The sequence below is a fragment of the Sporosarcina sp. P37 genome (genome assembly GCF_002109365.1).
GTDB lineage: Bacteria > Bacillota > Bacilli > Bacillales_A > Planococcaceae > Sporosarcina.
Genome location: NZ_CP015349.1, coordinates 69993 through 96132 on the forward strand (window position 1 = coordinate 69993; position 26140 = coordinate 96132).

The following is a 26140-nucleotide window of genomic DNA, read 5'->3' on the forward strand; positions in this document are numbered from 1 at the left end:
TGATAGATATGAGTATTTCGCCTGAAATAGATATAGACGTGGATGGCTTTGATTTTGATGATAATAGTCCACCGGAAACGTCTGCAACTTTTCGGTTTGACTTCGAAACGAATCGAATAACAAGCGAAGTCATTGATGGGATTGACGCGATTGAACAATTCATCTACTTGACGCTGCGGACCCGGCGCTTTATTCATCCGGTCTATCCAGATGAAATCGGCGAGGAAGTCCATGACTGCGTTGAGGATCCAACTAATACAATTGCTTTCAAAAAGTCTGAATTGCCTCGGCTTATAGAAGAAGCATTGGTTTATGATGACCGTATTGAGCGAGTGTACGGCTTTATTATTACCGAAAAAGAAGATTCGTTATATGTAAGTTTTGAAGTCGACACGGTAGAGGGTTATCTATCGATCCGGGAGGTGTATTGATGTTTGAACATAAGACATTCGAGCACCTGATGGAGAAGTCTTTGCCGGAGATTCCACTGCACTTGGACAAGCGGACCAGCAGTATTATCTATGCAGCAGTCGCCGTCAATAATATGGAAATGGCAGAGATGTATATTTGGCTGGGTAGAATACTGAAGTTAGCTTTTGCGCAGGATTCTAGCGGTGAGTGGTTGGAGAAACGAGCATACGAGGCAGGAATCGATAGAAATCCGGCGGTGAAGGCAAAGAGAAGAGCGACGTTCAACATTCCGGTAGAGAATGGGGAGCGTTTTTTTGTTGACGATTTGTTTTATCGCGTCATTGAAAATGGCATAGTGGAATGCGAAAAAGAAGGAACGATTGGCAACCGGCCGCCGAATGATTCGGAACTTTTGCCAGTCAGTAATATTCCAAAGTTGGAAATCGCAATTCTTGGAGAGGTCATTATCCCTGGGGAAGAAGAGGAATCAGACCTGTCTCTACTCGAGCGTTTTCTGATTGAGCGAAGACGAAAAGCCACTAGCGCTAACAAGGCTCATTATAAAAAGTGGGCTGAGGAAGTCGAGGGAGTAGGCAAAGCGAAAGTCTTTCCTTTATGGGCTGGTGAAGGAACTGTAAAAGTTATCATTGCCAATTCAGAAATGAAGCCCGCTTCTCCTGAATTAGTGCAGGCAGTGAAAGATTATATAGATCCCATACCAGGCATGGGGGAAGGTGAGGCACCGATTGGAGCTACCTTAACAGTTGAAAGCGCACAGAATAAAGAAATCACTATTCGTGCGATGGTTTCTTTGCGAGGAAATACGATTGAAGCTGTTTCTGCTGAAGTGGCAGAAGAATTGAAATTAATGTTCAAAGGTTTGTCGTTCAAGGACTTTCCTTTAAACGAAAAAGCTGCTGTTAAAGTAGCTGCAGTCAGCAATATTCTTTATGCAAACAAGTGGATCAGCGACTATTCGGATGTGCTGATCAATGGGCTTGCTGCTAACTTGGAGCTAGAAGACGTAGAAATTCCGTATTTACTGGCGGTGGATCTCTATGAATAGGTTAGAACGCATGAAATCCTATCTCCCTGAGCATTTTGCTGAATCCCCTGAGATTGTTGCAATATTAGAAGACGGCGATCGGCGTTTCGGCGAGTTAGATAGTGCAATGGATGATGTGCTGAATCAGTTTTTTGTTGAAACAGCTACTTGGGGGCTGGATAAGTGGGAAGATGAATTGGAGATTTTGCCAACAACTACCGATATTCAGGATCGGCGCAACAAAATTATCAGCGAGTTGATAAATCAGACGCCGACGAACTATAAGGTATTGGAAAATGAAATTAATCGATTCTTAAAGAATGCATTATCTCGGGTGCGGCTAATAAAAGGTAGATATGCAATGGAAATTACTATCCCGCTGGATGCAATTGGTGAATGGTTGCCTAAAAAGCTGACCAATATTATTGAAGAAATGAAACCAGCTCACTTGAAATATGAGATTTTGGCTCTAATTGAAGCTGAGGCAATACAGGTTTCTGGGTATGCGTATGACTTCCCCGTCACCTATCCGATCTGTAATACATTTCATACAGCGGACATACCAGGCGTCTTGTCAGAGTTATTGGCAACAATCGACACACGCTCTTATGCTTTTAATGCTAATTATCCAATCTGCGGTACATTTGTGACATCATCTGTTATCTCACAAAACGAGCACATCAATATCACATTGGCAGCGGAGTATCGCGCAAACGACATCTTATATAAACGAGCAGGAACCATATACGCAGGAGAAGGTGAAATTTAATGGCAGAAAATCAAGTGGTCAAACCGGTCGTCATTGACTGGATCAGTGCGTTACTGGAAGACAAGGCGCACCGAAGCAAGGTCAAATTCAACGGGCAATACGTAAACTATGAGATTTATAAGAAAATGCGAGATGAAAACACGTTGCGTATCTATGTCTATCTCGAAACTGAAGAAGGTTATGTGGAAGAAGCGCAATTGCTCACAGCATCCGGTGAAGTTTGGGCGGTCAAACCATTTTCAATAGAGAAGAAGGATGACGGTCTAATCATCGCGTTTGAATTCGATATCCAAGTACGAGAGCGAGGTGTTTCTGATGCCTTATAATCCGACAAAGTGGATCAATACGACATATGACGCGGACGGCGAGGTCTTGCAAAAAGGCACGCCGTACAACGCGGAAAACATGAATAAGATCGAGGGTCAATTGGTCGAATTGGACAAGCTACCAGCAACCGTCGCAACTCACGGTAACGATTTAACTGCGCAAGAGGAACATATCCAACAGGTTGAAGAACGTGTCGAGGCAATGGAGACTAGCAAGGCTAAACCAAACGGCATTGCAACGCTTAATGCAGAGGGGATTATCCCTTCTTCGCAGTTGCCGTCTAATCTAAAAGAGATCCGCCTTGTCAACAGCATAGAAGAGCGCGACGCCTTAGAAACATTCGAGGGCTTACGCGTCATGGTGATGCTCGGAGAGAGTTGGAAAGAATACGTGTGGAACGGTGCGGAGTACATCAAAACTGCAGACTCTGAAAATCTAAATATCGTCCTGTCGTGGGGTAATATTACAGAAAAGCCTACGACGTTTATCCCATCGGCTCACGCACACACCGAATCAGACATTACAAACTTGGACAAGTATACACAAGAGGAAGTCAATGCCAAGTTGCGACTGAAAAGCGATGCAGATCACAAGCATACGGAATCTGACATCACCGATTTGGATAAGTACAGCACTGCGGAAATTGATACTATGATGCGGAGTAAAGCGCCTGCTAATCATATGCACAGTGAATTTTCCGAGATTACCAATCAGGAGAGGCGTCTTGCCGAGTTGGAAAACTCAAGCGGTCAATTGCATACGCACGAAAATAAAGACACGCTCGACAAGCTGACATATTCTGGTTCCAAGCCAGGAATTGATTTAGTCAAAATTGAAGAGCTTGAAAATCATACACACGACTACAAAGACTTAACGAATAAACCTACAATCCCAACTAAGACAAGCCAGCTGTCAAATGACAGCGAATATGTAAAATCTAACGCTGACAGGATTCATGTCTCCTATTCCGATAGCGACATTCCACCTTTGCAACCGAATGACATTGTTCTGAAGGTGATTTAATGCTGAAAGATATTGAGGTATGGGATGGATTACGGTATCGGAAAGTCATCGGTAAAGTGATGACTACAAACGGCTTAAAAGACTTTTACAGACCGATCAACTTTACAGATGATATGTCAACGCAATTGGGTATGACCAGGCTGTCCAGTACCGGCATTATAAAAGATGGGAAACTGACGTTCGATACGTTGATTCGATTTGATATTTCATAATTTAAGGAGTGAGAGCATGGCGTATGTACCAACAAAATGGCGAGATCATATCGTTGACCCGACGCAATCCGAAAAGGACAAAGACGGCAACATCATCATAGACGAATACACGGGCAAACCTAAACCAAAAGTAATTCAAGAAGGCACACGGTTCGCAGCACAGCGCATGAATAATATTGAGGATGGAATTGTTGGAGTTCACAGCGGCATCGACCGTCTGAAATCGGAAAATGACCGCCTGAAAATCGAGATTGAAATGCTTGGTCGGGTGAAGGAAAACAACGGTACATTCTTTGACCCGTTGGATGGCGAGTCGGCGAAAGCACTAACAATATTGACTGAATCGGCGATTGTTCAACTTGCTATAAGCGCAGGAGAAACAACAATCAAACTTGATAAAGTGCCGTTCAAAGTCGGGGAAGTATTGACAATTTTTGATGATGAAAAGCAAGAAGATGTGACAGTTACGAGCGTTTCGGAAAGTGACATTACAGTTGCCGACCTTGTCAATTCGTATAAAAAAGGCGCAGGAGTTGTACGGAGCAATTCGGTTTTAAGTAACAAAAAACTATCTGTCGGTAACTGGGGAAGTTATTCGGTTGATATTACGGAGGTGGTTTGATTATGGCTATACCATTGAAATCTTTGCCTATCGGCAGCGTCGTGAAAGATAAAGATACATTGTATTTAGGTGTTCCTATTGAATTTCTAGTAGTGGCGAAAAACCATGTTAGTTATCCGACGAATTCAGTATCGTTGATCACCAAGAAAATTATCACACATCGACCATTTGACCAAAGAGAACCTACAAACCCGCTATCTTTTGGCAGCTATGGTCAATTGGACAACGGACGCGACAAATACGGGAACAACCAATATCACATTTCTAACATTAGGAATTGGTTGAATTCCGATGTTGTGAATTGGTATAAAAAACAGCACACCTACGATGAACCGCCTATACAGGAGTTGCTTGACGAACCGGGTTTTATGAGAAACATTTCATATGCATTAAAGAAAAATATACTCTTAACATCATTAAGGACAGCGAAAGATAAAAATGACGGTGGGGGCTACACAAACCATTCTGATTTTGTTTTCCTTCCTGCCGCATCAGCTTTGCAGCCGCCTTCATCATCTAACAATGTAGTTGATGGAGAAGGGGAGTTGGAGTATTTTGAGGGATTTGCGATCGCCCGAAAAGCAGCCACCCCAACAACCGAGTCGCTGAATCAGATAAACTTTAGGCCTTTCACGATTACTGCCGATATGAAAAATTCGTACATGACCAGGTCAGTTTCAACAGTTGGATCAGGTAGCGGAGGTTCGTCAAATCAAAATATAGTGAAAGATGGTAAAGCAGGTTCTTCTTTCGCCAATTATTATAGAGGTGTTCGTCCAATGATGAACGTTTCAGATGGTTTGATGGTAGAAGATTCACCTGATGCCGACGGAGCATATGTGATAATCACTAACGATAGCCCGACGGCCATTCTCACTACAGCAAATGAGCGCACTTTCTATGAATCCGATACATTTCCAATCAGTGGCACAGCACAAGATACAAACGCGGGCGACGTAGTAATGGTCAAATACAAAATCAACAACGGCACAGCACGCACCATCGCTTCACCCGTTTCGACAGGCGCAGAATTCCCATTCAATCGTTCGCTCATCTTTAAAGAAGGAAAATTATTCGACGGAACAACAGCGGTCACAACTGCACTCGCAGAAGGGACGCAGCATGTCCTGACTGTATGGGCAGAGGATGACAAAGGCGGCAAATCAGCGGAAGTCACACGTACATTCTACGTTGTTCCAAATAGACCGCCTAAAATAACCGTTGACCCAATCACGCCAAAGTCGGACATGATTGATTCGGACTCGTTCGAAATCAAGGGTACGGTCAACAATCCAGATGCAAACGGTGTAAAAGTACATTACAAAATTGGTAATAGCGCGTTTAATGAAGTGTACACTTCCGATGGAGCAGGCGGTGAATACTCGTTCCGTATTAGTTTATCGCAATTGGTAGTAGGCGCAAACTCGCTTACAGTTCGCGCAACTGACCACTTCGGCGCAGTCGACGCCAAAACTATCACGATTACCAAGACGGGTAATGTAATTCCCCTAAAACAAGCGGTCACGCGGTACAAGATGCTGCCACCAAACGGCACAGCAAAAGGAGTTCTCCTATGGATTGAACGCGAAGTAGGCGATCTGGTTGTCGATGCCAGAATTAGCATGACATCAGCGGGTGAACCCGAACACTTCGTGCCAATGACGAAAAACAAAACAGCCTTTGTCAGTGAAGGAATCGAAGAAGATGAGTATTTGCTTGATGCAGGGGCAGACAAATCGAACATCATCTTGGAAATAACCCAAAAACGGACTAGCACAGCAAGTGAAAAGGGTATCACAAAGATCACGGGGGTGTTCGCATGATTTTCTTGGAACGTCGAGAAAGACGGGATGACGGCACATTTGGAGACTTTCAGAATGTTTTTAAAGGCATGACACCAGAAGAAAAAGTAAAGGCGCTAGAGGACATGAATAAGGCGCTCATGTTAACGGTCACGGATATGTATGAGGAAAACATGGACCTACAAGAGATGAACAGGAACGTCATGATGGTCATTACAGACCTGTACGAAAAGGTGTACGCGGAAGAAGGTGTTACTGAATGAACCCGATTATCCCGATCTACGCAGAACTCATAAAGAGTGGCGACAAGAAAATTAAACAAGTGCCCGCACATCTACGCAAGGACGTGCAGAAGTATCTAGACGCTGGTGAGGCTAATGCGTAAGCTCATTCAAGCGTTTTTATTACGGCTACTTTTAGTAGTGTCGAAGGGTGGTGACAATATGCCAATCGCAGTGATTTATGTAGCTCTTATAATGAGTGGGGATAAGACGTATACGCAAGTACCGAAACACGTACAGCCGGAAGTTAAGCGTCAGTTGGAGCTTCTTGGGTATGGAGAGTTAGCTGAGTAAAAAGGATTCCTTCCCCTTTTGTCGAATTAACCAGACATAAAGGGGGAAAGTTTATGAAAGTTAACATCAAATACAAAGACGAAATCATCAAAGAAACAACGGTTGATCATATCACTTCTCAAAATCATTCCGTAAAAAAGGGCGCAAGGTGGGAAGTTAACGGCTTGGATCTCCAAGTGGTCAACATGGAAATCAATCACCCTGCTAATTACATGGATCTAAATTTTGAGGATTATGACAAGGTGATAGACATTAAAACAAGATTTAAGTGAGAGCGTCCTTCGGGGCGTTCTTTTTTATTAAATATAGAGATAAGGGGTGGGCATATGAAGGGAGTGGAGGTAGATGACGCGTATGCAAGTTACAGGCATTAAAGGTATTGGCGCATTAATCGCCAGCTTTACTATGTACATGATGGATATTGTTAACGAGGCGCTAATTGTCCTCGTTTTTTTAATGCTTGTAGATATGATCACAGGTGTCATGAGGTCGTTTATGACCAAGAGTTGGAATAGCACGATAGGCGCGTCAGGCATCATTAAAAAGGTAGCAGTCATCTTATTGATTGGTATGGCTGGCGCGATTGAGTACATGATGCAGTCGGTAGGACAAGATAGCAAAGGTGTGTTAATTCTAGGTGTGACAAGTTTCTTTATCCTTAACGAAGGAATTAGCATATTAGAAAATTGCGCGCAGTTAGGTTTACCGATCCCACCTATTTTATTCAATGCATTGGAAAAGCTCCATAAAGATCCATATGGCAAAGAGAATCAAGTAGCTCGTAATCCAGATATGGATCGTATTGATAAAGTTGCGATTATGAGGGAGAACGAACATTTGCAAAGTGAATTACAGAAAGAAAAACAGAAGGAGGATAAATAAATGAAAATTAATTGGAGAGTACGCTTTAAAAATCCGGTATTTATCGGTCAACTATTACTCACTGTATTTGGTCCGGTGCTTGTTTATTATGGTTTAGTACCAACGGATATTACTTCTTTTCTCGCGTTGATTGGGTTGTTAAAAGATGCGTTTTCTAATCCGTTTGTAATCGGTACTATGATTTATGGTTTTTACAATGCGCTAACAGATCCGACAGTAGGTGGCATCGGTGACAGTCGGCAGGCATTGACTTATCAGCGTCCGCGGAAGAAGGAGGAGAAATAACATGAGTGTAACAAAAGCTAGCAGAAACATTTCGGAGTTGTCATCAGCTGCACAGACGGCTATCAAGCTGCTGTTTCAGGAGTTTTACAAAGCCGGTATCACTGATGTATTCGTCACGGAAACCTATCGTAGTCAGGAAAGGCAAAGATATTTATATGCACAAGGCCGGACCCGTCCAGGCATCAAAGTAACGTGGACGTTAAACAGCAACCATGCTAGCAGGAGGGCGTGGGATATCGCAGTAGCGCCGCCGAAAGACTTGTATGATATCGCTACACTAAACAAATGCGGAGCTATTGCACGCAAGTTAGGCATTAATTGGGGCGGCGATTGGGCGGCTAAAAATATTGACCGTCCACACTTCGAGATTAAGCCAGGCTGGACCATGCCTAAAGGTTATCAATTGGAGGGTACGGTAACAATCCCTACAAGCAGTAATACACGAGTTAATTTGGTGACTAATGTTGCAGGTGCACCATCTGAAAAAGAGGAGCCTAAAAAAGAAGGAGGTAATCGTGTGTGGATTGAATTGACAAGTCCGACATTAGAAAAAGAGTTTCTAGCATTTTTGGAAAGTAAAGCGCATCAGGAGATTGCGGTGAATCTTGCGGTGGATCAGGGATTTTCAGAGAAGTGGAAAACTGACAAAAAAGCTACACCAGAAGATAAGGCGGTGCTTGGATTACTCGGTGCCGTTCGTGAACATAATCCAAATAGAAACAAATAAGACGCATATGACCAAATGACAAACGTTAATTTGTAACGGTTTTTGTTATGGCCATATGGCAGTTAAAGCCCTCCCTATCCATCGCGGACGGAGAGGGCTTTTTGATATTATTAGAGGGAAAGGTAAAAATTTGTCGAAAGTAGATGTAGGAGAGGAAGGTGCATTAGCATTCGTCCAAATAACTTTTAGGAAGGAGATAACCATGAAATATAGATTCATGACCATACTACATAATTTGGAATTAGATAGTTCGAAAAATAGAGGTACTCAATTATCTCCTAGAGCAAGAATCACAAATGGCTCAAGAATTCTGGAGGAAACGTTGCATGATACTTTAGCTATGAATGTAATAGGTTCTTATGCGATTAATGAATTTAAAGGAAAAACTTATTTATATATAGATGGTGAATTCGAAGGATTTTCTTCATGGATAGGTGAAAACGAGGACAGAGATAGGGAAGGTGCAAGACTGGCATTTTATCATTTGAGAAGCGCTCAACATTTCGCATCTTTGTTATGGGAAGTAAAAGATAGTAATGTATATATCAGAGACGGTTATTTACTTGTTTCTACAGATCATTTTACGAATGGTCTTGTTTATAAAGCGTCGTTATCTGGCATATTTACTAAAGCTGATGGTTCATATGAGCCCTCAATATTTATAGATAAAGAAATATCAAGCGCTATAAAAAAATATAGTCCTTGGCCAGAAGACGGTTCGGATTATGAAGACTTAAAAAAAGCTAGCTCTGAACATTTTTATAAAAATAGTGGCTCTACTCGCATGGAAAGAGCAACATATTTTACTATGAATGCTAGGCTGAATTCAACTATACCAATGAAAATTTTATCTTATTGTACTGCGCTTGAATGTCTATTCACTACAGGAACTTTAGAGGTAAGTCATAAAATTGCAGAGCGTGTTGCTGTTTTGTTAGGTACAACCGGAGAAGAGAAAAAGGAGTTATTCAAGGCTGTAAAAAAAGCGTATGGTCATCGTTCAACTATAGTACATGGCTCTAGCTTAAAAGGTAGTGAAGATAGTTTAGTTGAACTTTCGATTGGTTTGGATGAAATAATGAGAGGGTTACTTAAAGAAGAACATGAAGTGTTTTCTAAGAAAGACAATGAAATAGATGACTTTTTTAACGATTTATTATTCACCAACACATCAAAAGTGTAACTTAGTTTAGGAAATGAACAATGCCAAGTTAAAGTGACTCTATCTTTGCGGACGGAGTTGCTTTTTTATTTTCTTTACAAACGAACGTACATTCCTTATAATTAATTCAAGGGTGGGAACACTTGTGCCGAGAACATTGGAAAGAGTGGTGATTTAATTGGCAATGGTTCCAACTGAATCTATTCCACATTTCGAAAACATGATTTACTTACCAATGATTATGACGATTTTATCAAGTGATCGCCAGCGGATCGAAAAACTTCCTTTAAAGTTTACTGGACCTTATATTGATTTTATTGACGACACTATGTCGGCAGTTCAATCAGACTTAAAACAGACGCACGATTACTTACGGCGAAATCAGATGAAACTTGCGCAAGGTAAAAGAGAGGGTATATTCACAGAATACATCTTTATACATAACGGCTATGAAGACAGAAGAAATTACGCAAATGTGCGGTTGCGAAATCATACTGAAGAGTTAATGAATATTTACTTTTCAAAAGCTAAAATAAAGAAAAAATAAGCGACTATATCCATGACCGGACAGAGCCGCTTTTTTATTTGTCTGAATTGGAAAAATCATCTAGACATTATACTTTTGACGCACTATGATTATATCAGTATGTCAAAAGGAGTGTTGAAATGAAGAAATTAACAATGATTTTCATGACTATGGTGCTAGCCATCAGTCTACTGCCCATCTCTACAGATGCGGCCGCAAAAGAATTAAAGGTCCACTTTATTGATGTGGGTCAGGGAGATGCAGTATTAATCCAATCTCCGAACGGTAAAAACATGTTAGTAGATGGTGGTCCTAAGGCTGCTGGAAGTAAAGTCGTTTCGTTTTTGAAAGAAAAAGGCGTTAAACGTTTGGATTACGTAGTAGCGACACATCCAGACGCAGATCACATCGGTGGACTGGAAGCTGTACTAAATGCGTTCCCGGTAACCAACTTTGTTGACTCTGGATATGTACATACATCACAAACATACTATAATCTGTTGACGCTAATCGACAAAAAGAATATTAAGTTTACAGTTGCAAAGGAATTGGACAAGTTGGCACTTGATCCACAATTAATTACACGTGTACTATTTGCAGATGAAAAAGGAAAAGACAGCAATGCTGCATCAATCGTTTTGAAAATTACTTATAATAAAGTGTCGTTCTTGCTTATGGGTGACGCTGATACTGTTACAGAGGATTATATTAGATCGAAATATGATGTCAAAGCTACAGTTCTTAAAAATGGTCATCACGGATCCAAAACGAGTAGTTCAGCTGCATTTATCAGCAATGTCAAGCCAAGTGTAGCAATACTAAGCTATGGCAAAAAGAATAGCTACGGACACCCACATGCCGCTATCGAAGCGCGTTTGAAAAATGTTGGAGCGAAGACTTACAAAACACCTATTCACTGCAATATCACGGTGACGACTAATGGTGTAAAGCACTCGGTAGCAAATAGTTGCGGCAAGGGATCCACTCCTGTTGCGAAGCCTAAACCATCTAAACCGGTAGCAAAACCGACACCAGTCAAACCAAAGCCAGTCCCTCCTAAACCGGTTACAAAGCCTGTGACTCAGACTAATTTCAAGAACTGCACAGAGTTGCGCAAAGTTTATCCTAACGGTGTATCTAAGGGGCACCCTGCATATCAGTCCGAGATGGACCGAGATAAAGATGGATGGGCGTGTGAGCGATGAGCAAAAAGTATACACTGGACAGAATTGAAGAAGGAAAATACGTATTTTTAGAATATCCTGAAGAGGAGAATCAACTCCTGATACAGGTTGATCAAGTAGATGAAATCTTTCATGAGGGCGATATAGTCTCTATCAGCTCAGAAGAACAGCAATACAGAATTGAACTGTTGATTGATGAAACACATATCACTCGTGAAAAAGTGAACAATTTATTAGAAAAACTGAAGAATAAAAAATGATGTGAAAACAGCCGCCGACTCTATTGAGAAGGTGGCTGTTTTAATTTTTGGACGCATTAGAAAAACGGTACATTATATAGAAGGTTCTTAATCAGATGTGGTCTTTTTTCGGGGGACCACATTTTAATACTACGGAATGTGGTCTTTTTAAGTGGTCAACTCACATAAAAACCACGGAAATATACAAGGACAGACAAACGTAGCAAAGAAAATAGACAAAGGAAGTGATTTATACCTCTTTAAATCAAGCTTTTGTGTGTACTGAAAACTACAGTAAAAGTAGTTTTAAATGATGATCGTGCTGCTGATCATCACCGTGTTGATTTTAATAGCCATTCCGAATGTAACGAAACACTCGAAATCAATAGACGACAAAGGTTGTGACGCCTACGTGAAAATGGTCGAAGGACAGGTTCAGGCATATAAAATGGATAAGAAAGAAATACCGACAATTACTAAATTGACGGAAGGCGGTTATCTGCCGGAAAGTCCTGCGTGTCCTAATGGCAGTGCAATCGCAATTGACGCGGAAGGAAAAGTTTCAGCTTCAAATGGAGGAGGATAATCGTATAATCAGGAACCAGCTGGGGTTCACGTTCCTTGAGCTATTATTGGTTCTTTCCATTGTCATGATTTTGGCGGCGGTTATTTTACCTTTCAGTGAAAAACGTCTGCAAAAAATCAGTGAAGATGATGCGTTAGAGCAGTTTATGACAACTGTTCATAAGGCACAATTATATGCGATTACGCATCGGGAAAGAGTAACTCTGAAATTTGAAAACGGCGGTACAACATACAAAGTATTTACAGGTGAATCGGAAGTTATTTTAGAAGGTGATTTCCCGCCAGGCATGTATCTGGGTTCTTCTATAGCGTTTCGGCAATTGGATTTCGCCGGAACAGGTTACTTGCAGAAGACGGGTAAAATGATCTTTTACACAAAAAGCAGAGGGAAAATGTCCATAACGTTTCAGCTGGAAAGAGGGAGGATGATCGTCAGTGGATGAAAAAGGGCAATCCTGGCCTGAAGCAATGCTGGCTTTACTGATCGTTATAATAATTTACGGTTCGCTGTTACCGATGGCTTCAACTATGACGTCTTCCATCTCCGCAAAAAAACAGGCTATGATTGCGGCAGAGACAAGTTATCAGGCCGCTATTCACTTCAAAACAAGCGGGCGAACATCCGGCCGCAGAACGTATGAAGAGATCCATTATGACTGGTCTGTGGATCCAGGCCAGATCTGTGTAGCTTACGAAGTGCTTCATGCCGCGGCCAGTAAATGTGTGAAATTATGAAGGGGCTGAATGACAAAGGGTTTTCGCTTGTGGAAAGTATTATTCACTTACTTATTTTCTCTGTCATTATTCAGATGACTGTACTGTTTTTCTACTGGCAGGCACCGGTGGAAAAAGTATATCAGGAAGAACTGCTTGGTGAATGGGAATTATTTTCTTTGGAACTTCAAGAATTATTAAAAGAAGTGGAGTCGATAACTGAGCCGACAAAAACAAGTTTTGCATTCCGCACGGAAAGAGGAAGGATTACCATACAACATTATGACAAGATGCTGCGCAAACTGGTCGACGGTGCAGGGCATGTACCGCTGCTGATGAATGTAAAAAACTGCAACTTTACCGTTTTAGATGATCAGCTGCATATCGTTGTTGTCATGTTGAATGGTGTCCGTAAAGAAAGGACATTTGCGATTGGGAAAAATTCGGAATGAGAGGGGAGGTTCATTTCTTTTCGCCATTGTATTATTATTTTTGGTAAGTCTCTTTCTTTTCTCCCTCGTTTCATGGCATGATAGTATCTACAAGATATACGACTGGCTCGAAAACTATTATGAGCAGGAAGCAGTTAAATTAATGAAACGGGATGGATGAAAATGAAAAGAATCTACTTGGTGGGGTTCATGGGATGCGGGAAAAGCGCAATCGGCAAGCGGCTGCATACGCTGACGGATATCCCGTTCTATGATATGGACCATGAAATTACAGAACAAATGAATATGACGATTCCTGAAATCTTTGAACAGTATGGGGAATTATATTTTCGGCAACTCGAAACAGAGTTTTTGGAGAAGTTTCCGGAAGAGTATTGTATCGTGGCGACTGGCGGCGGCGTCGCGGTAAAAGAAGAAAATATTCGTCTGATGAGAGAAACCGGCATCGTCTTTTTCCTTAATGCTTCATTCCGTGATATTTGGCGAAGAATATCGACTGATGTTAACCGCCCGATCGTACAGCAATCCTCGCGGCAGCAGCTTGAAACACTTTACAAGAAACGTAAGCCGAAGTATTTGCAGGCATCACATTTCACGGTAGAAACTACTGGCAAATCATTGACGGATATTGCAGAATATATTATCTTTCAAATCGAAAGATACAAATAACTGAGCGTAAAAACGAATGATTATATTTATTTCTCATAAATCATTCGTTTTTTAGCGTTCTTAATAAATAGATTGCGCTTACTAAAATTAAATGTTAAGATATCAGTGAAGAAAAAAGTAATTTAATAATGCGAATGATTGTATGGGGAGAGCGCGCATTAGGCGCCGCCGAAGGAGCAAGTAACAAATGTTATGAATCTCTCAGGTAACAAAACGCATACATGACGCATCTCTGGAGAGTGCTGAGCAATCAGCGGCCGAAGAAAGTATGGAAACTGTAAAGCTTTCAGGCAAAAGGACAGGGGTTCTCTTTTATTAGGAGACCCCTGTCCTTTTTTTGATGACCTATACGCTGATCAATTTTTGATCAGAACAAAAAGGAGGAAACAGTTTGACGAATCAATTATTACGGACACCATTATTTGAAAGTTATAAAAAGTATGGAGGCAAGACGATCGATTTTGGCGGCTGGGAATTGCCTGTGCAGTTTTCAAGTATTAAAGCAGAACACGAAGCCGTTCGTACGAAAGCAGGCCTCTTTGACGTTTCTCATATGGGGGAAGTATTTGTCAGCGGCAGCGGTGCGCTGGATTATTTGCAGAAGCTCGTAACAAATGATGTTTCAAAACTGAAAATCGGCCAGGCGCAGTATACGGTCATGTGTAATGAGCAGGGTGGCACGATCGATGACTTCTTAATTTACAAATTAGAGGATGAGCGCTATTTACTCGTGGTAAATGCATCTAATATCGAAAAAGACGTGGCTTGGATGGAAAAGCAGAAGTCGGAAAATGTTGTCATCGACAATCAGTCTTCCAATTATGCGTTACTTGCATTGCAAGGACCTTTGGCAGAGCAAGTATTGCAAAAATTAACAGATGAGCCACTGGAAGAAATTAAGTTCTTCCGCTTCAAAGATCATGTTCAGGTAGGCGGGGAAGATGTGCTCGTTTCACGTACAGGCTATACGGGTGAAGATGGATTTGAAATCTACGGTGCCCCTGCCGCGATCCAGAATTTGTGGTCAAAGATTTTGCAGGCGGGTGAAGCGGACGGTGCAGTGCCGGCCGGTCTCGGTGCACGGGATACATTGCGTTTTGAAGCCGGCTTGCCATTATACGGTCAAGAGCTGAGAGAAGATATTTCTCCACTCGAGGCAGGTCTTGGTTTTGTCGTGAAAGTGAATAAAGAAGAAGATTTCATTGGTAAAGATGTATTAATCAAGCAAAAAGAACAAGGTGTGGAGCGTAAGCTGGTCGGGCTCGAAATGATTGATAAAGGGATTCCGCGTACCGGATATAAAGTATTTTCGGGCGACCGCGAAATTGGCGAAGTCACAACTGGCACACAGTCTCCTACATTAAAGAAGAACATCGGCTTTGCGCTATTGTCTGCTGATTTTACAGAGCCTGGTACAGAGGTTGAAGTGGAAATCCGCTCAAAACGTCTGAAAGCAAAAGTTATTGCAACACCTTTCTATAAAAGATCATAAGTGAAAAGGGGTAAAACAATTATGAAGCATCGTTATCTTCCTATGACGGAGCAAGACAAGAAAGACATGCTCGACACAATTGGTGTGTCGTCCATCGATGAACTATTTTCCGATATTCCTGAAAAAGTACGTTTCACGGGTGAATATAACATCAAGCCGGCGAAATCGGAAACCTCTTTATTGAAAGAACTTGCCCGTTTGGCTGCGAAAAATGTCAACGCGCAAGATTATGCTTCTTTCTTGGGGGCAGGTGTATATGACCACTATCGTCCGGTTATCGTAGATCATGTAATCTCGCGTTCCGAATTTTACACAGCGTACACTCCGTACCAGCCGGAAATTTCACAGGGTGAATTGCAGGCGATTTTTGAATTCCAGACAATGATTTGCGAACTGACAGGAATGGAACTTGCGAACTCTTCTATGTATGACGGCGGGACATCACTTGCAGAAGCAGGTACACTTGCTGCCGGACATACACGCCGTAAGAAATTGCTTGTATCAGCTGCAGTTCATTCTGAGTCACAGGCAGTTGTGAAGTCTTATGCTGACGGTCAGTCTATCGAAGTTGTGACAATTCCTCATAAAGACGGCGTCACAGATATCGATCAATTAAAAGAGTTAATTGATGACGGGACAGCAGGCGTGCTTGTTCAATATCCAAACTTCTTTGGACAAGTGGAAGATCTTCAGGCGATCAGTGATATTGCCCATGAAAACGGTGCGCTGTCTATCGTATCGGCAAATCCGCTTGCATTAGGAATACTGACGCCGCCAGGAGCACTTGGTGCGGATATTACAGTTGGAGATGCACAGCCGCTTGGCATTGCAGAATCATTCGGCGGACCGCATTGTGGTTATTTCGCAGTATCGAAAAAGTTGATGCGTAAAGTTCCGGGCCGTTTGGTCGGGGAAACGAATGACGATCAGGGCCGCAGAGGCTACGTATTGACATTGCAGGCGCGCGAGCAGCATATTCGCCGTGATAAAGCGACATCCAATATTTGTTCCAATCAGGCATTGAATGCTCTTGCGGCATCTGTTGCGATGACAGCTCTCGGAAAAGAAGGAATTAAAGAAATCGCGTATCAGAACCTTGCGAAGACAGCATATGCAAAACAGGCATTTGAAAAAGCCGGATTTGACGTGAAGTTCGGTTCTGCTCATTTCAATGAACTCGTAGTAGATTGCAAAGAACCTGTCAAAGAGGTAAATAAGCGTTTGCTGGAACGCGGCATTATCGGCGGGTATGATCTAAGTCTTGTCGATGAAAATCTGGCTAATCACGCGCTGATTGCCGTTACAGAACAACGTACGAAAGAAGAAATCGATGCATACGTGCAAGAATTGGAGGCTATCCATGCATAACGAAAATCAATCACTCATTTTTGAATTATCCAAGCCTGGACGTATCGGCTACAGTTTGCCTGAATTAGATGTGCCGGAAGTAGACGTTGCGTCCATTTTGCCGCAGGGGCTGATTCGAACAGAAGATGCCGAGCTGCCGGAAGTATCCGAATTGGATATTATGCGCCACTATACAGCATTGTCCAATCGTAACCATGGCGTCGACACAGGATTTTATCCACTCGGCTCTTGTACGATGAAATACAATCCGAAAATCAATGAAGCGGTTGCACGCTTCCCTGGATTCGCACGCGTTCACCCGCTGCAGGATGAATCGACTGTACAGGGTGCGCTTGAAGTGGCATATGATTTGCAGGAACATTTAGCTGAAATTACAGGCATGCCGCAAGTTACATTGCAGCCCGCAGCAGGTGCGCATGGTGAGTGGACAGCATTAATGATGATCCGTGCATTCCATGAAGCAAACGGTGATACAGGGCGCACTAAAGTATTGGTTCCTGACTCAGCACACGGTACAAACCCTGCATCTGCCACAGTAGCTGGATTTGATACCGTGACGGTAAAATCGAATGAGCATGGTTTAGTAGACCTCGAAGACTTAAAATCAAAAGTCGGACCTGATACAGCAGCATTGATGTTAACGAACCCGAACACACTTGGGCTTTTTGAGGAAGAGATTCTGGAAATGGCCGCTGTTGTTCACGGCGTTGGCGGAAAGCTGTATTATGACGGCGCCAACCTGAATGCGGTTATGTCTAAAGCACGGCCTGGCGACATGGGCTTTGACGCTGTGCACTTGAACTTGCACAAGACGTTTACCGGCCCTCACGGCGGCGGCGGTCCAGGTTCAGGTCCAGTGGGTGTAACAAATGAATTGGCCGCATTTATGCCGAAGCCGGTCATCGAAAAAGTGGACGATCGTTTCGTATTGAATTACGACGTACCGCAGTCTATCGGGCGCGTCAAACCATACTACGGCAACTTCGGTATTTATCTGCGTGCTTACACGTATATTCGTTCCATGGGGCCGGATGGTTTGAAAGCAGTAACAGAATACGCAGTGTTAAATGCCAACTATATGATGCGTCGTCTGGAGCCTTATTTCGACCTTCCGTATACACAGCACTGTAAACACGAATTTGTCTTATCGGGCCGCCGCCAGAAGAAACTGGGCGTGCGTACGCTGGATATGGCGAAGCGACTTCTGGATTTCGGCTATCATCCGCCAACGATTTACTTCCCGTTAAATGTTGAAGAGGGAATGATGATCGAACCGACAGAAACGGAATCAAAAGAAACATTGGATAACTTCATAGAAGCAATGATCCAGATTGCGAAAGAAGTAGAAGAAAATCCGGAAATCGTTCAGGAAGCACCGCATACAACAGTGATCGGCCGTCTGGATGAAACGCAGGCAGCGCGTAAACCGGTATTGCGTTACACAAAAGAAGCTGCAGCAGTAGCAGAAACTGTACGCTGACAGGAATAGGAAAGTAAGCAGCACCGCTGAATTTTACAGCGGTGCTTTTTTTGTTTACTTGCTTAAAATAATCGGCAGAAAATTTGAATTTCAGTAAAGGGTTATTGGTTATTCGTGGTATATTTAAATCAGTCGTTCATCATATTTATCTGAAACATGATCCGATGTTTGATTCCTGAATCTGCATGCAATTTTAGTTAAACTAGAAGCGGGGGAGTGCTGCGGAGAAACTGCTTTGCTGGCATTACTTCTTTCTGCATTGCTATTTTGAACTGGACAAACTGCTAATTGAAATACGACTGCAGCCTTTTAATGTTCTTGCATCATTCAAACTGGAGGTAAAGCTGTGATTCATAAATTGGATATAAACGCTAATAATTGTGCGGAAGACGTATTAGCTGTTCAGCTCCCTTCTTACCTGGCGGAGGCGGAATTAATTGGCTGCTTTGATCTGCCGCCTTTGCAAGACACCGCTCATTCTCTGCAGCAAAGCGGGGAGACTTTCTATGGCTATTATACAAATGGTGAATTATGCGGAGTGATATCCATACAAACGGACGGGGAAGTAATGGAAATACAGCGTTTAATCGTACATCCGGCACATTTCAGGAAGGGAATTGCCCAAAAACTGCTGGACTTTGCAGAGTGCAATGAGAAAGAAATTACATCGATTCTGGTATCCACAGGGACTAAAAATACACCAGCCGTGAATTTCTATATAAAAAATGGTTTTTCTAAAACAGGGGAAAAAACAGTTGCAGAAAATCTATCCCTTACTCATTTTAGTAAGGAACTCACCAGATAAAGCATGCCGCCGAATTATAAAAGGCTTTGAATGGGGTGGTTACGGATGAGTCCTGGCGAATCGGTATATTTTTTCTAATAGGGGCTGGGGTGGCGGCTGAGGGTATCTTTCTATGGATAATATGCCGAAAGAGAGAAGCTGCCTATGCTGGATGCTGTCTGTACTATCCTGCTATGTATAGAGCTAACGAGATCGGTTGGTATATAAGCGTTTTTTAATAGGTCCCCGTCAGACACATAGAGTCTAATTTTAAGGAGGAGATATAATGGCTGACGAAAGAATAGTGGTAGGTGCTGAAACAAAATACCCGCTAAATGGTATATTAACGATTCCGGATGGAGCAAATGAATTGGTGCCTGCAGTTGTATTGGTTCATGGTTCCGGTCCAAGCAATATGGATGAAAAAATTGGTAAAGTACATCCTTTTAAAGACCTGGCAGAAGGGTTGTCTGAAAAAGGGATTGCAGTGCTGCGTTATGATAAAAGGACATACGTATATGGCAAAGAAATGAGAAAAAATCGTTCACTGTCAGTAAAAGAAGAAACGATAGAAGATGCAATTCTTGCCGCTGATTTGCTGCGAAAGGATTCACGTATTGATTCAGACAAAATATTTATTATCGGTCACAGTTTAGGAGGAATGCTGGCGCCGCGAATCGATGCAGAAGGCGGAAATTTCGCCGGCATCATTATAATGGCCGGGACTCCCCGCCGGTTGGAAGAAATTTTAATGGATCAAAATAATGATGTTTTAAATTCTTTGAATAAATTTTTGAAAGCAATTGCAAAAAAACAAATAGCGGCATTGTCGTCAAAGCTGGAGAACATCTCTGATTTGAGTGATGAAGAAGCAAAATCAACTCCGGTTTTAGGAAAGCATGTGAAGGCCTACTATTTAAAAGAAATGGGTGACCATCCATCTGCTGACTATCTTCTTGCATTACATAAGCCCATATTTATCATGCAAGGGGAAAAGGATTTTCACGTATCAGTGGAAAAAGACTTTACTGGTTATAAAAAAATATTGGGTGACAAACCAACTGTTACGTATAAACTGTATCCCAATTTGAACCATGCGTTTATGCCATCTGTGTATGGGGACATACGAAAAGCGAAAAAAGAGTATAAAGTGGCGCAGCATATCGATCAGCAAGTAATACATGATATTTCTGATTGGATTCATTCGTTATGAAAAATATGTAAGCACAGTATTACTAAACGACCTTGCTGAAGGGGTTTAAGGCTGCTGAAATACGGGATTACAGACTGCATGCTTATATTTATGAAAGGTGGGTAATGTATTTCTAGGATATGGTATTTATGAGATTTTACACAACATATAAGAAGGAGATAACGATGCTCCAGCAGATTTCTCAAATCCTAGGTAAGAATACTATCAGGAAATTATCATCACTGCGGCGGCTGCGGGGCTGAACTGTCTATCCATAAAAGACCACAGGAAATGAACACTGCCGCAGTATTCATCCTGATTATAGCAATAAATGAACTAATTCCATCTAATGAGTGATTTAATAAAAAATTTTTGTGCTTTTTTCAGTGCGGCAAGTACGGATAAACGCTGTATGATAATGAGTTTTTAAGTAATGACGGAATTAAATAGCTGCATCCACAGTATTAGTCAATTAATCCACTATCTATTTCATCACAGGTCTGTTATACTAAGGAAGAGTTATTTTTGTTCTGTTCAGCTAAAGAAGAGGTTTTGTTTTTCGTCTAAGGTATTTGAGCAAAAATAGTAACATATTGTACGGATATCCGTACTAGGAGGCAATAATAATGGAACAAGGTACAGTTAAGTGGTTCAACGCAGAAAAAGGTTTTGGATTTATCGAACGTGAAGCAGGAGAGGACGTATTCGTACACTTCTCAGCTATTCAAAGTGAAGGTTTCAAATCTTTAGACGAAGGTCAAAGCGTAACATTTGAAATTGAAGAAGGACAGCGCGGCCTACAAGCTGCAAACGTTCAAAAAGCTTAATAACGGCTTTAAAAAAGACCCTGCATCTAGGGTCTTTTTTTTATCGTAATTTATGTTATATCCTTTGGTAATTCTCGCATGATTAAATTGGGACGGACCCTAAGACTCAGCGAGCCGCAGAGATAAGGAATATTAATATTCTTTTGGAACTGATTTAATGAGAAGTTCAAAGCAACTCAGTAAAATCCAACAATCTGCAAGAGACATCTCTTATAGAGTTAAAAAAGTAGAACCTGCTTTTTGACGTTGCTCAAGAGTTAAAGAGGTTTTATTGCCTGGTGTTGGTTCCATTAGATTCCCCGCCTGAGCACTATGAGTATTAGAACAGTTTGGGGAGGAAGGATCACAATTATTATTCACGGGAATAAGTCTATCTGATCCGGGCGTTTCTATAGTTGCTGTACCAAAGAAGATATGTCCGAGTTCATGTTTTAAGAGCGAAGTATTAAATGAGTCATTTGGGAAATTACAGATTACAATATGATTAAATAATCGGGAAGCTGTATTTTGATTAGTTAAATCTATATTACTAAAAGCTCTACCAGCTATTCCTGATGTTTGTTCTGAAAACGGTGCATACCATACTGCAATTATTTTTGTGGTGTTTGGAAATCTATCTGCATGGATTTGCTGTAATCTTCTGAAGCTGGGATTGTCGGAGTTCAAATTACCCAAGTTTGATGGCAGTGAAAAATCGGCGCCTAGATCTGTATCTGTAAGTTGTACAGGCCCGCCAGGAATTGCTATGATAGGAAACCCCCAAATCTGAGACACATTCGTCATATCTTCTCCAAAACGATCGTTCCCGTTTCTGGTTGTTTCGGCACCAGGTAAATAATAAGCTTGAACAGCAACAAATGAAAAAAGTTGGCCAGCTGTATCAGTCGGACCTTGTTCTGGTGTTATTGGTAAAGAAATAGGATCATCATCTATTTCTGGAGGTTGAGGTTTATGACATTCACGGCAGCATTTACAACAGCATTTGCACTTATTTCCTTTTTTTGATTTCCGTTTTTCACCCACAAGGAATCACTCCTATTATAATTTTCAATAGAACCTATCATATTCAAATGCGAAAGACCTGTTTGTATGAACACCTAGTGATGTGTTAGACAAACATTCTTTTACCTCATGAAATCTCTAAATTTTATATAGTTTACTACCCGGAATTCTATGCACTATCAAATTGAATAAATATGCTAATAGCAGCTGAAGGATTTGAAAAATTATTAATCAGCATAAAGAAGAAAGGTGGCATAAGAAGGTGATAAGCCAAGAATTCCAAGATTTGTACATCAGATCGTTAGAGTCGACTTTGCATAAGCTTTCAACTGCGTATGAAAGCATGACAGAAAAGGGATCAAATACGGCTCTTGTAAAAATGAGAAGGGACGCTGTGAAAACCGGGTTAGAAAGCCTTAGGTGCGATTGGAACGCGGAGGAGTTTATTTGTGACGATGAAATCATGTTAACTTCTATAAAAACTTTGCAGGGCATTGTTCCGTCTATTGAAAAACAACTAGTTAAGGCAAAGGATGGCAGTTCTCAAAAAACATTAAATGAGCGCCGTTTAACTGCAATTAACCTGTCCGTCGAATCTTTGAAGAACCGCTTCCAATAAACGTTTGCCAAAAGCAAACAAAGGATTTTATGTATAAGGGTTTACAGAAACAATCTATTACAGCTTCCGGATAGGAATTGATATGGAAATGAAGAAAAGACTTCTCTATAGTGTGCTTGGGATTATAACAATCAGCTATTTTTTCTGGTTTCAAAATAATTCACTTACCATGAGCAAGACAGAGATCCGTTCTGCAAACCTGCCTGCCAGTTTTGATCAGTTCAAGATTATCCATTTGACCGATCTTCACAATAAAAGCTTTGGGAAGAATCAGCAAAGAATAGTCCGGAAAGTCACAATGTTTGATCCGGACATCATAGTTTATACCGGTGATCTCATCGATTCCAACAGGACGGGGGATGAAGCAGGGCTGCTGTTAATGAAAGAGCTGACGAAAGTTGCTCCTGTATACTATGTGACAGGAAATCACGAATGGTGGTCTGGGACATTCAATTCATTGGAACGTTCATTGAATACTATTGGCGTGCATGTTTTACGTAATGAGCAGTCTGCGCTGGCAATGGGGGATGATAACATCCATATTGCGGGTATTGATGACCCGGCGCACGGTGTCAATGGTGTATCGGAACGGGAAATAGCCATGGAAGATATAAAAACACTGGCAGAAGAAATGACAACAGATACTTTTACAATTTTGTTAGCACATCGTCCCGAGCTGCTGCCGCTTTACGCGGAGTCTGATTTTGATCTAGTATTTTCCGGTCATGCACATGGGGGACAAATCAGACTTCCTTTTGTCGGCGGTCTGATTGCGCCAAATCAAGGAGTGCTGCCCGTTTATACTGCCGGTGAATATGTGCTGAATCATACAGTGATGATGGTTGGAAGGGGACTCGGCAACAGCATTATACCGTTGAGAGTATTCAATCGTCCTGAGATTGTCGCAGTAACATTGGAGGCTGCGGACGAGTAAGCACATATAGTCATCCAATCTGCTGATCTCGCTGAAGGCAAAGACAGTTGGATAGTAAGATGATTTCATTATTTACTGTAAGCAGTAAGGAGTAATGTATAAAGACTCAAATCGGCGCTGACGGCAGCGTCGATTTTTTTACTGCTTCATTACGCTGGAAAATGAAAACTTTCATATGAACGAAATTCCGGTGAAGGATAAGGCTGGTTGAAAATATTTCATCTGCCAGTTAAGCTCCCATACAGTGTCTGATGAAATTTTAGCCTAATAGATTTTGATTTCCAGAAATGGCTTGATTATCTCAATAAATCACGAGTGTCATACACACATATAGAAATCGAAAATCCTATATTGTACGATAAACAAATGCTCAATGTCAATCATAAATTTGAAAAATTTCAGATTATATGGTATAATCAATATACAATAATAATTAAGGGTGCAATCAGCAGTTCCGCGCAACTTATTCCAGCAAGGAATGGAGTGCGTTTTTTCATTTTCAGAGCAGTTAACGAATTTATGTAAAGGGAGATGTCTGATGAATTTAATTAATGAAGGAATAACACACAACGTGTTTGGTGAAGGAAGTATTGTCGAACACGAGGACTCGGTGATTGTCGTAGATTTTAATAACGTTCTTAAAAAGTTCGTTTATCCTGATGCTTTCGACAATTTCATTACACTAAATGATCAAACGATCGCTAAATCTTTAGAGGAAGTTTTCTTAAAAAAGAGAGCGGAAGAAGCGGTGCTTGAAAAGAAGCGCAAAGAAGAAAAAAAGATCCGGTTACTTGAACAGCAGCGAAGAGATATACTTAAGAACAACAAAATTCATGTAAGCTCACAAATTGTTTTTTGGCTGGATGAAGAGGAGCAATCTAACCTGTTTAACGACTGGCAAATATCGACCGGCAGTATTCAAAGCGGAAAAAATAAAGGACGGCCAAACCCGGTAACCCGTTTGCGTCCGAACAGTGCAGGTGTTCTGACTGTGCGAAATTCAGATCAAGAGGAAACAGAAAGACGGATCGTCGGTCTCTTCATGGTAAATGACATATTTACCGGCACGATAGGCGATGATGGGCTAGTGCCATATCATGAAGATTTCAGAATTCAGCTAACAGAACAGGAAGCTGAGAAAATGCTCTTCTGGAAGTATTACGTAAATAAAAACTACCCTCATCGAACTTCATGGAATTCAGGCAAATTCCGTTACTTTGACAATGTATGGACTGCTCAGATGCTAAAAGATATCATAGCATTACGAACGGATGAAGATGAGGTCAAGGAAGCAGAAGATTTTCTGGAATACTTCTGCAAACTGAATGCTTTGGATGTAGACAATATTCCTGAAGCAAGCGGTGCTATACAATAAACTTTATGCGTAGATAAGAAAAAGAGCACCACTCTCCCGCAGAGTGGCGCTCTTTTTATCGATGATTTTCAAAGAGACAATCTCTTCGGGCCATAGTTTTGGCGCGTCAAAAATATCAAAGTCAATCATGAACTCATCTTCTTCCGCAATCAACTGTAAGCCAAATTCATATTTAGCAAAATAGCCATTTTCGATTCATTCCCACAAATCCCTGCGCTGAAAGTCTGCATCCTTCCCAGCGATTTTCTGTTCCTCATCCCAAACGAGTGAATGTACTCCAAGTACAGGTTTGCAATGAAACTTTACGAACGTTTTTTCTCCATTTATTATGGGATTAGCTCATCCATACTGTATGTGGAGTTTCTGTAAAATAGCACAAACAGAGAAATGGAAAATACGATGGAGTCAAGAAGTGAAGAGCAGCTGCATAATTATGAAGATCGTCTAATAAGGTGAATGCACCTGCACTTTTACACAGTAAAATGGACTTGACACCTATTTCCGCTCTAACTTTTCCACCCTTTTAGTTAAGTCATCAATTTGTTTCTGTATTAGTTCGAATTGAATTGTTCGTTCGGATTGTTTTTGCGCTTTTCGTTTGTTCTTCTTTTCATTTTCCAATTCCTGCAGTGTAATTGCGGCCGCTATTTGAAGAGATTCACCTGCTATGGACAGCACACTGCCCAAAAACTCCAGTTTAGCTGCATAAATTTCTGCTGATTCAAAATTTTTATCTGTCTGAATGTTATCCATTATTTCACAACCTCTGTCAGTTATTGAGTGTTCCATTTATATGTGACATGCAACAAAATCATGTAAGCGGTAAAAGCTGGCACCCTGGATATAGATACTGATT

The 26140-nt window shown here is 41.5% G+C and carries 35 protein-coding genes, 1 pseudogene and 1 riboswitch; of the genes and pseudogenes, 33 read left to right on the plus strand and 3 right to left on the minus strand.

Annotated features, from left to right (window positions below):
- Positions 1-8 precede the first annotated feature (8 nt).
- The 30 genes from SporoP37_RS00490 (at position 9) to SporoP37_RS00630 (ending at position 21354) form a co-directional block, all read left to right on the plus strand.
- A complete protein-coding gene (locus tag SporoP37_RS00490; protein WP_085429935.1) occupies positions 9-431 on the plus strand; it encodes a DUF2634 domain-containing protein in 423 nt (140 codons plus the stop codon).
- Entirely contained in the window at positions 431-1477 is a 1047-nt protein-coding gene (locus SporoP37_RS00495; RefSeq protein ID WP_085429936.1) for a baseplate J/gp47 family protein, read from the plus strand. The genes SporoP37_RS00490 and SporoP37_RS00495 overlap by 1 nt, the downstream gene beginning before the upstream one ends.
- Positions 1470-2225, plus strand: coding sequence for a putative phage tail protein (locus SporoP37_RS00500; protein ID WP_085429937.1), 756 nt, complete (start codon positions 1470-1472; stop codon positions 2223-2225). The genes SporoP37_RS00495 and SporoP37_RS00500 overlap by 8 nt, the downstream gene beginning before the upstream one ends.
- A complete protein-coding gene (locus SporoP37_RS00505; RefSeq protein ID WP_085429938.1) occupies positions 2225-2551 on the plus strand; it encodes a hypothetical protein in 327 nt (108 codons plus the stop codon). Before SporoP37_RS00500 ends, SporoP37_RS00505 begins: the two co-directional genes overlap by 1 nt.
- Positions 2541-3575: a hypothetical protein gene (locus tag SporoP37_RS00510; protein WP_085429939.1), complete on the plus strand. Its 1035-nt coding sequence runs from the start codon at positions 2541-2543 to the stop codon at positions 3573-3575. The genes SporoP37_RS00505 and SporoP37_RS00510 overlap by 11 nt, the downstream gene beginning before the upstream one ends.
- Positions 3575-3787, plus strand: coding sequence for a hypothetical protein (locus SporoP37_RS00515; RefSeq protein ID WP_085429940.1), 213 nt, complete (start codon positions 3575-3577; stop codon positions 3785-3787). The genes SporoP37_RS00510 and SporoP37_RS00515 overlap by 1 nt, the downstream gene beginning before the upstream one ends.
- A gap of 16 nt (positions 3788-3803) precedes the next feature.
- Positions 3804-4409: a hypothetical protein gene (locus SporoP37_RS00520; protein ID WP_085429941.1), complete on the plus strand. Its 606-nt coding sequence runs from the start codon at positions 3804-3806 to the stop codon at positions 4407-4409.
- A 2-nt stretch (positions 4410-4411) separates the two neighbouring features.
- A complete protein-coding gene (locus tag SporoP37_RS00525) occupies positions 4412-6232 on the plus strand; it encodes a DUF6273 domain-containing protein (RefSeq protein WP_085429942.1) in 1821 nt (606 codons plus the stop codon).
- Positions 6229-6474: a hypothetical protein gene (locus tag SporoP37_RS00530; protein ID WP_085429943.1), complete on the plus strand. Its 246-nt coding sequence runs from the start codon at positions 6229-6231 to the stop codon at positions 6472-6474. The genes SporoP37_RS00525 and SporoP37_RS00530 overlap by 4 nt, the downstream gene beginning before the upstream one ends.
- A complete protein-coding gene (locus SporoP37_RS17720) occupies positions 6471-6596 on the plus strand; it encodes a CD1375 family protein (RefSeq protein ID WP_369922305.1) in 126 nt (41 codons plus the stop codon). The genes SporoP37_RS00530 and SporoP37_RS17720 overlap by 4 nt, the downstream gene beginning before the upstream one ends.
- Before the next feature lie 58 nt (positions 6597-6654).
- Positions 6655-6786: a CD1375 family protein gene (locus SporoP37_RS17515; RefSeq protein WP_252118139.1), complete on the plus strand. Its 132-nt coding sequence runs from the start codon at positions 6655-6657 to the stop codon at positions 6784-6786.
- 53 nt (positions 6787-6839) lie between these two features.
- Positions 6840-7058: a hypothetical protein gene (locus SporoP37_RS00540; protein WP_085429945.1), complete on the plus strand. Its 219-nt coding sequence runs from the start codon at positions 6840-6842 to the stop codon at positions 7056-7058.
- Positions 7059-7131: 73 nt separating this feature from the next.
- Complete coding sequence (locus tag SporoP37_RS00545; protein ID WP_085429946.1) at positions 7132-7668, plus strand: phage holin family protein; 537 nt, start codon at positions 7132-7134, stop codon at positions 7666-7668.
- On the plus strand, positions 7669-7953 hold the full coding sequence (locus SporoP37_RS00550; RefSeq protein ID WP_085429947.1) for a phage holin: 285 nt from the start codon (positions 7669-7671) through the stop codon (positions 7951-7953).
- A 1-nt stretch (position 7954) separates the two neighbouring features.
- A complete protein-coding gene (locus tag SporoP37_RS00555; RefSeq protein WP_085429948.1) occupies positions 7955-8680 on the plus strand; it encodes a M15 family metallopeptidase in 726 nt (241 codons plus the stop codon).
- Positions 8681-8735: 55 nt separating this feature from the next.
- Positions 8736-9863 (plus strand): HEPN domain-containing protein, encoded by a 1128-nt coding sequence (locus tag SporoP37_RS00560; protein ID WP_232329784.1) that lies wholly within the window; start codon positions 8736-8738, stop codon positions 9861-9863.
- Between the two features lie 199 nt (positions 9864-10062).
- Complete coding sequence (locus SporoP37_RS00565; protein ID WP_232329785.1) at positions 10063-10389, plus strand: YhjD family protein; 327 nt, start codon at positions 10063-10065, stop codon at positions 10387-10389.
- Positions 10390-10508: 119 nt separating this feature from the next.
- Positions 10509-11573: an MBL fold metallo-hydrolase gene (locus SporoP37_RS17645; RefSeq protein ID WP_085429950.1), complete on the plus strand. Its 1065-nt coding sequence runs from the start codon at positions 10509-10511 to the stop codon at positions 11571-11573.
- Positions 11570-11812 (plus strand): DUF3006 family protein, encoded by a 243-nt coding sequence (locus SporoP37_RS00575; protein ID WP_085429951.1) that lies wholly within the window; start codon positions 11570-11572, stop codon positions 11810-11812. The genes SporoP37_RS17645 and SporoP37_RS00575 overlap by 4 nt, the downstream gene beginning before the upstream one ends.
- 289 nt (positions 11813-12101) lie before the next feature.
- A complete protein-coding gene (gene comGC, locus SporoP37_RS00580) occupies positions 12102-12377 on the plus strand; it encodes a competence type IV pilus major pilin ComGC (RefSeq protein WP_081244691.1) in 276 nt (91 codons plus the stop codon).
- Positions 12364-12819 (plus strand): competence type IV pilus minor pilin ComGD, encoded by a 456-nt coding sequence (gene comGD / locus SporoP37_RS00585; RefSeq protein ID WP_198160040.1) that lies wholly within the window; start codon positions 12364-12366, stop codon positions 12817-12819. Before comGC ends, comGD begins: the two co-directional genes overlap by 14 nt.
- Positions 12812-13111, plus strand: a complete 300-nt coding sequence (locus SporoP37_RS00590) for a hypothetical protein (protein ID WP_085429952.1) — start codon at positions 12812-12814, stop codon at positions 13109-13111. The genes comGD and SporoP37_RS00590 overlap by 8 nt, the downstream gene beginning before the upstream one ends.
- On the plus strand, positions 13108-13542 hold the full coding sequence (gene comGF / locus SporoP37_RS00595; RefSeq protein ID WP_158233573.1) for a competence type IV pilus minor pilin ComGF: 435 nt from the start codon (positions 13108-13110) through the stop codon (positions 13540-13542). Before SporoP37_RS00590 ends, comGF begins: the two co-directional genes overlap by 4 nt.
- Positions 13543-13704: 162 nt before the next feature.
- The gene (locus SporoP37_RS00600) at positions 13705-14211 is read left to right on the plus strand and encodes a shikimate kinase (RefSeq protein ID WP_081244692.1); all 507 of its coding nucleotides are present in this window, start codon (positions 13705-13707) and stop codon (positions 14209-14211) included.
- A 134-nt stretch (positions 14212-14345) separates the two neighbouring features.
- Positions 14346-14438, plus strand: a riboswitch (glycine riboswitch).
- Between the two features lie 164 nt (positions 14439-14602).
- Positions 14603-15703 (plus strand): glycine cleavage system aminomethyltransferase GcvT, encoded by a 1101-nt coding sequence (gene gcvT / locus SporoP37_RS00605; RefSeq protein ID WP_085429953.1) that lies wholly within the window; start codon positions 14603-14605, stop codon positions 15701-15703.
- 21 nt (positions 15704-15724) lie between these two features.
- Positions 15725-17071 carry an aminomethyl-transferring glycine dehydrogenase subunit GcvPA gene (gcvPA, locus tag SporoP37_RS00610; protein ID WP_085429954.1) on the plus strand — a complete coding sequence of 449 codons (1347 nt, stop codon included), beginning with the start codon at positions 15725-15727 and terminating at the stop codon, positions 17069-17071.
- Positions 17064-18551 carry an aminomethyl-transferring glycine dehydrogenase subunit GcvPB gene (gcvPB, locus tag SporoP37_RS00615; protein WP_081241872.1) on the plus strand — a complete coding sequence of 496 codons (1488 nt, stop codon included), beginning with the start codon at positions 17064-17066 and terminating at the stop codon, positions 18549-18551. The genes gcvPA and gcvPB overlap by 8 nt, the downstream gene beginning before the upstream one ends.
- A gap of 346 nt (positions 18552-18897) precedes the next feature.
- Positions 18898-19356, plus strand: a complete 459-nt coding sequence (locus SporoP37_RS00620; RefSeq protein ID WP_085429955.1) for a GNAT family N-acetyltransferase — start codon at positions 18898-18900, stop codon at positions 19354-19356.
- Between the two features lie 265 nt (positions 19357-19621).
- Complete coding sequence (locus SporoP37_RS00625) at positions 19622-20548, plus strand: alpha/beta hydrolase family protein (RefSeq protein ID WP_085429956.1); 927 nt, start codon at positions 19622-19624, stop codon at positions 20546-20548.
- 605 nt (positions 20549-21153) lie between these two features.
- Positions 21154-21354, plus strand: coding sequence for a cold-shock protein (locus SporoP37_RS00630; protein WP_075528296.1), 201 nt, complete (start codon positions 21154-21156; stop codon positions 21352-21354).
- A gap of 210 nt (positions 21355-21564) precedes the next feature.
- On the opposite strand, the gene SporoP37_RS00635 is transcribed toward SporoP37_RS00630, so the two are convergent.
- Complete coding sequence (locus SporoP37_RS00635) at positions 21565-22377, minus strand: hypothetical protein (protein ID WP_085429957.1); 813 nt, start codon at positions 22375-22377, stop codon at positions 21565-21567.
- A 241-nt stretch (positions 22378-22618) separates the two neighbouring features.
- Here SporoP37_RS00635 and SporoP37_RS00640 point away from each other — a divergent pair, with 241 nt between their 5' ends.
- The 3 genes from SporoP37_RS00640 to SporoP37_RS00650 all read left to right on the plus strand — a co-directional run bounded on the left by SporoP37_RS00640 (position 22619) and on the right by SporoP37_RS00650 (position 25284).
- Positions 22619-22975, plus strand: a complete 357-nt coding sequence (locus SporoP37_RS00640) for a hypothetical protein (protein WP_196796822.1) — start codon at positions 22619-22621, stop codon at positions 22973-22975.
- Positions 22976-23063: 88 nt separating this feature from the next.
- Positions 23064-23909, plus strand: coding sequence for a metallophosphoesterase (locus SporoP37_RS00645; protein WP_085431602.1), 846 nt, complete (start codon positions 23064-23066; stop codon positions 23907-23909).
- A 538-nt stretch (positions 23910-24447) separates the two neighbouring features.
- Positions 24448-25284, plus strand: coding sequence for a malate synthase (locus SporoP37_RS00650; RefSeq protein WP_085429958.1), 837 nt, complete (start codon positions 24448-24450; stop codon positions 25282-25284).
- Between the two features lie 54 nt (positions 25285-25338).
- On the opposite strand, the pseudogene SporoP37_RS00655 reads toward SporoP37_RS00650, so the two are convergent.
- Positions 25339-25605: pseudogene (locus SporoP37_RS00655) on the minus strand (catalase); the annotation flags it as partial.
- 174 nt (positions 25606-25779) lie between these two features.
- Positions 25780-26037 carry a hypothetical protein gene (locus tag SporoP37_RS00660; RefSeq protein ID WP_085429959.1) on the minus strand — a complete coding sequence of 86 codons (258 nt, stop codon included), beginning with the start codon at positions 26035-26037 and terminating at the stop codon, positions 25780-25782.
- Positions 26038-26140 lie beyond the last annotated feature (103 nt).

Excerpts from the sequence above, each read along its gene's own strand:
- SporoP37_RS00490 (WP_085429935.1), top strand. The coding sequence starts at position 9 with ATGAGTATTTCGCCTGAAATAGATATAGACGTGGATGGCTTTGATTTT.
- SporoP37_RS00495 (WP_085429936.1), top strand. The coding sequence starts at position 431 with ATGTTTGAACATAAGACATTCGAGCACCTGATGGAGAAGTCTTTGCCG.
- SporoP37_RS00500 (WP_085429937.1), top strand. The coding sequence starts at position 1,470 with ATGAATAGGTTAGAACGCATGAAATCCTATCTCCCTGAGCATTTTGCT.
- SporoP37_RS00505 (WP_085429938.1), top strand. The coding sequence starts at position 2,225 with ATGGCAGAAAATCAAGTGGTCAAACCGGTCGTCATTGACTGGATCAGT.
- SporoP37_RS00510 (WP_085429939.1), top strand. The coding sequence starts at position 2,541 with ATGCCTTATAATCCGACAAAGTGGATCAATACGACATATGACGCGGAC.
- SporoP37_RS00515 (WP_085429940.1), top strand. The coding sequence starts at position 3,575 with ATGCTGAAAGATATTGAGGTATGGGATGGATTACGGTATCGGAAAGTC.
- SporoP37_RS00520 (WP_085429941.1), top strand. The coding sequence starts at position 3,804 with ATGGCGTATGTACCAACAAAATGGCGAGATCATATCGTTGACCCGACG.
- SporoP37_RS00525 (WP_085429942.1), top strand. The coding sequence starts at position 4,412 with ATGGCTATACCATTGAAATCTTTGCCTATCGGCAGCGTCGTGAAAGAT.
- SporoP37_RS00530 (WP_085429943.1), top strand. The coding sequence starts at position 6,229 with ATGATTTTCTTGGAACGTCGAGAAAGACGGGATGACGGCACATTTGGA.
- SporoP37_RS17720 (WP_369922305.1), top strand. The coding sequence starts at position 6,471 with ATGAACCCGATTATCCCGATCTACGCAGAACTCATAAAGAGTGGCGAC.
- SporoP37_RS17515 (WP_252118139.1), top strand. The coding sequence starts at position 6,655 with ATGCCAATCGCAGTGATTTATGTAGCTCTTATAATGAGTGGGGATAAG.
- SporoP37_RS00540 (WP_085429945.1), top strand. The coding sequence starts at position 6,840 with ATGAAAGTTAACATCAAATACAAAGACGAAATCATCAAAGAAACAACG.
- SporoP37_RS00545 (WP_085429946.1), top strand. The coding sequence starts at position 7,132 with ATGACGCGTATGCAAGTTACAGGCATTAAAGGTATTGGCGCATTAATC.
- SporoP37_RS00550 (WP_085429947.1), top strand. The coding sequence starts at position 7,669 with ATGAAAATTAATTGGAGAGTACGCTTTAAAAATCCGGTATTTATCGGT.
- SporoP37_RS00555 (WP_085429948.1), top strand. The coding sequence starts at position 7,955 with ATGAGTGTAACAAAAGCTAGCAGAAACATTTCGGAGTTGTCATCAGCT.
- SporoP37_RS00560 (WP_232329784.1), top strand. The coding sequence starts at position 8,736 with ATGGCAGTTAAAGCCCTCCCTATCCATCGCGGACGGAGAGGGCTTTTT.
- SporoP37_RS00565 (WP_232329785.1), top strand. The coding sequence starts at position 10,063 with ATGATTTACTTACCAATGATTATGACGATTTTATCAAGTGATCGCCAG.
- SporoP37_RS17645 (WP_085429950.1), top strand. The coding sequence starts at position 10,509 with ATGAAGAAATTAACAATGATTTTCATGACTATGGTGCTAGCCATCAGT.
- SporoP37_RS00575 (WP_085429951.1), top strand. The coding sequence starts at position 11,570 with ATGAGCAAAAAGTATACACTGGACAGAATTGAAGAAGGAAAATACGTA.
- comGC (WP_081244691.1), top strand. The coding sequence starts at position 12,102 with ATGATGATCGTGCTGCTGATCATCACCGTGTTGATTTTAATAGCCATT.
- comGD (WP_198160040.1), top strand. The coding sequence starts at position 12,364 with ATGGAGGAGGATAATCGTATAATCAGGAACCAGCTGGGGTTCACGTTC.
- comGF (WP_158233573.1), top strand. The coding sequence starts at position 13,108 with ATGAAGGGGCTGAATGACAAAGGGTTTTCGCTTGTGGAAAGTATTATT.
- SporoP37_RS00600 (WP_081244692.1), top strand. The coding sequence starts at position 13,705 with ATGAAAAGAATCTACTTGGTGGGGTTCATGGGATGCGGGAAAAGCGCA.
- gcvPA (WP_085429954.1), top strand. The coding sequence starts at position 15,725 with ATGAAGCATCGTTATCTTCCTATGACGGAGCAAGACAAGAAAGACATG.
- gcvPB (WP_081241872.1), top strand. The coding sequence starts at position 17,064 with ATGCATAACGAAAATCAATCACTCATTTTTGAATTATCCAAGCCTGGA.
- SporoP37_RS00625 (WP_085429956.1), top strand. The coding sequence starts at position 19,622 with ATGGCTGACGAAAGAATAGTGGTAGGTGCTGAAACAAAATACCCGCTA.
- SporoP37_RS00630 (WP_075528296.1), top strand. The coding sequence starts at position 21,154 with ATGGAACAAGGTACAGTTAAGTGGTTCAACGCAGAAAAAGGTTTTGGA.
- SporoP37_RS00645 (WP_085431602.1), top strand. The coding sequence starts at position 23,064 with ATGAAGAAAAGACTTCTCTATAGTGTGCTTGGGATTATAACAATCAGC.
- SporoP37_RS00650 (WP_085429958.1), top strand. The coding sequence starts at position 24,448 with ATGAATTTAATTAATGAAGGAATAACACACAACGTGTTTGGTGAAGGA.
- SporoP37_RS00660 (WP_085429959.1), bottom strand. The coding sequence starts at position 26,037 with ATGGATAACATTCAGACAGATAAAAATTTTGAATCAGCAGAAATTTAT.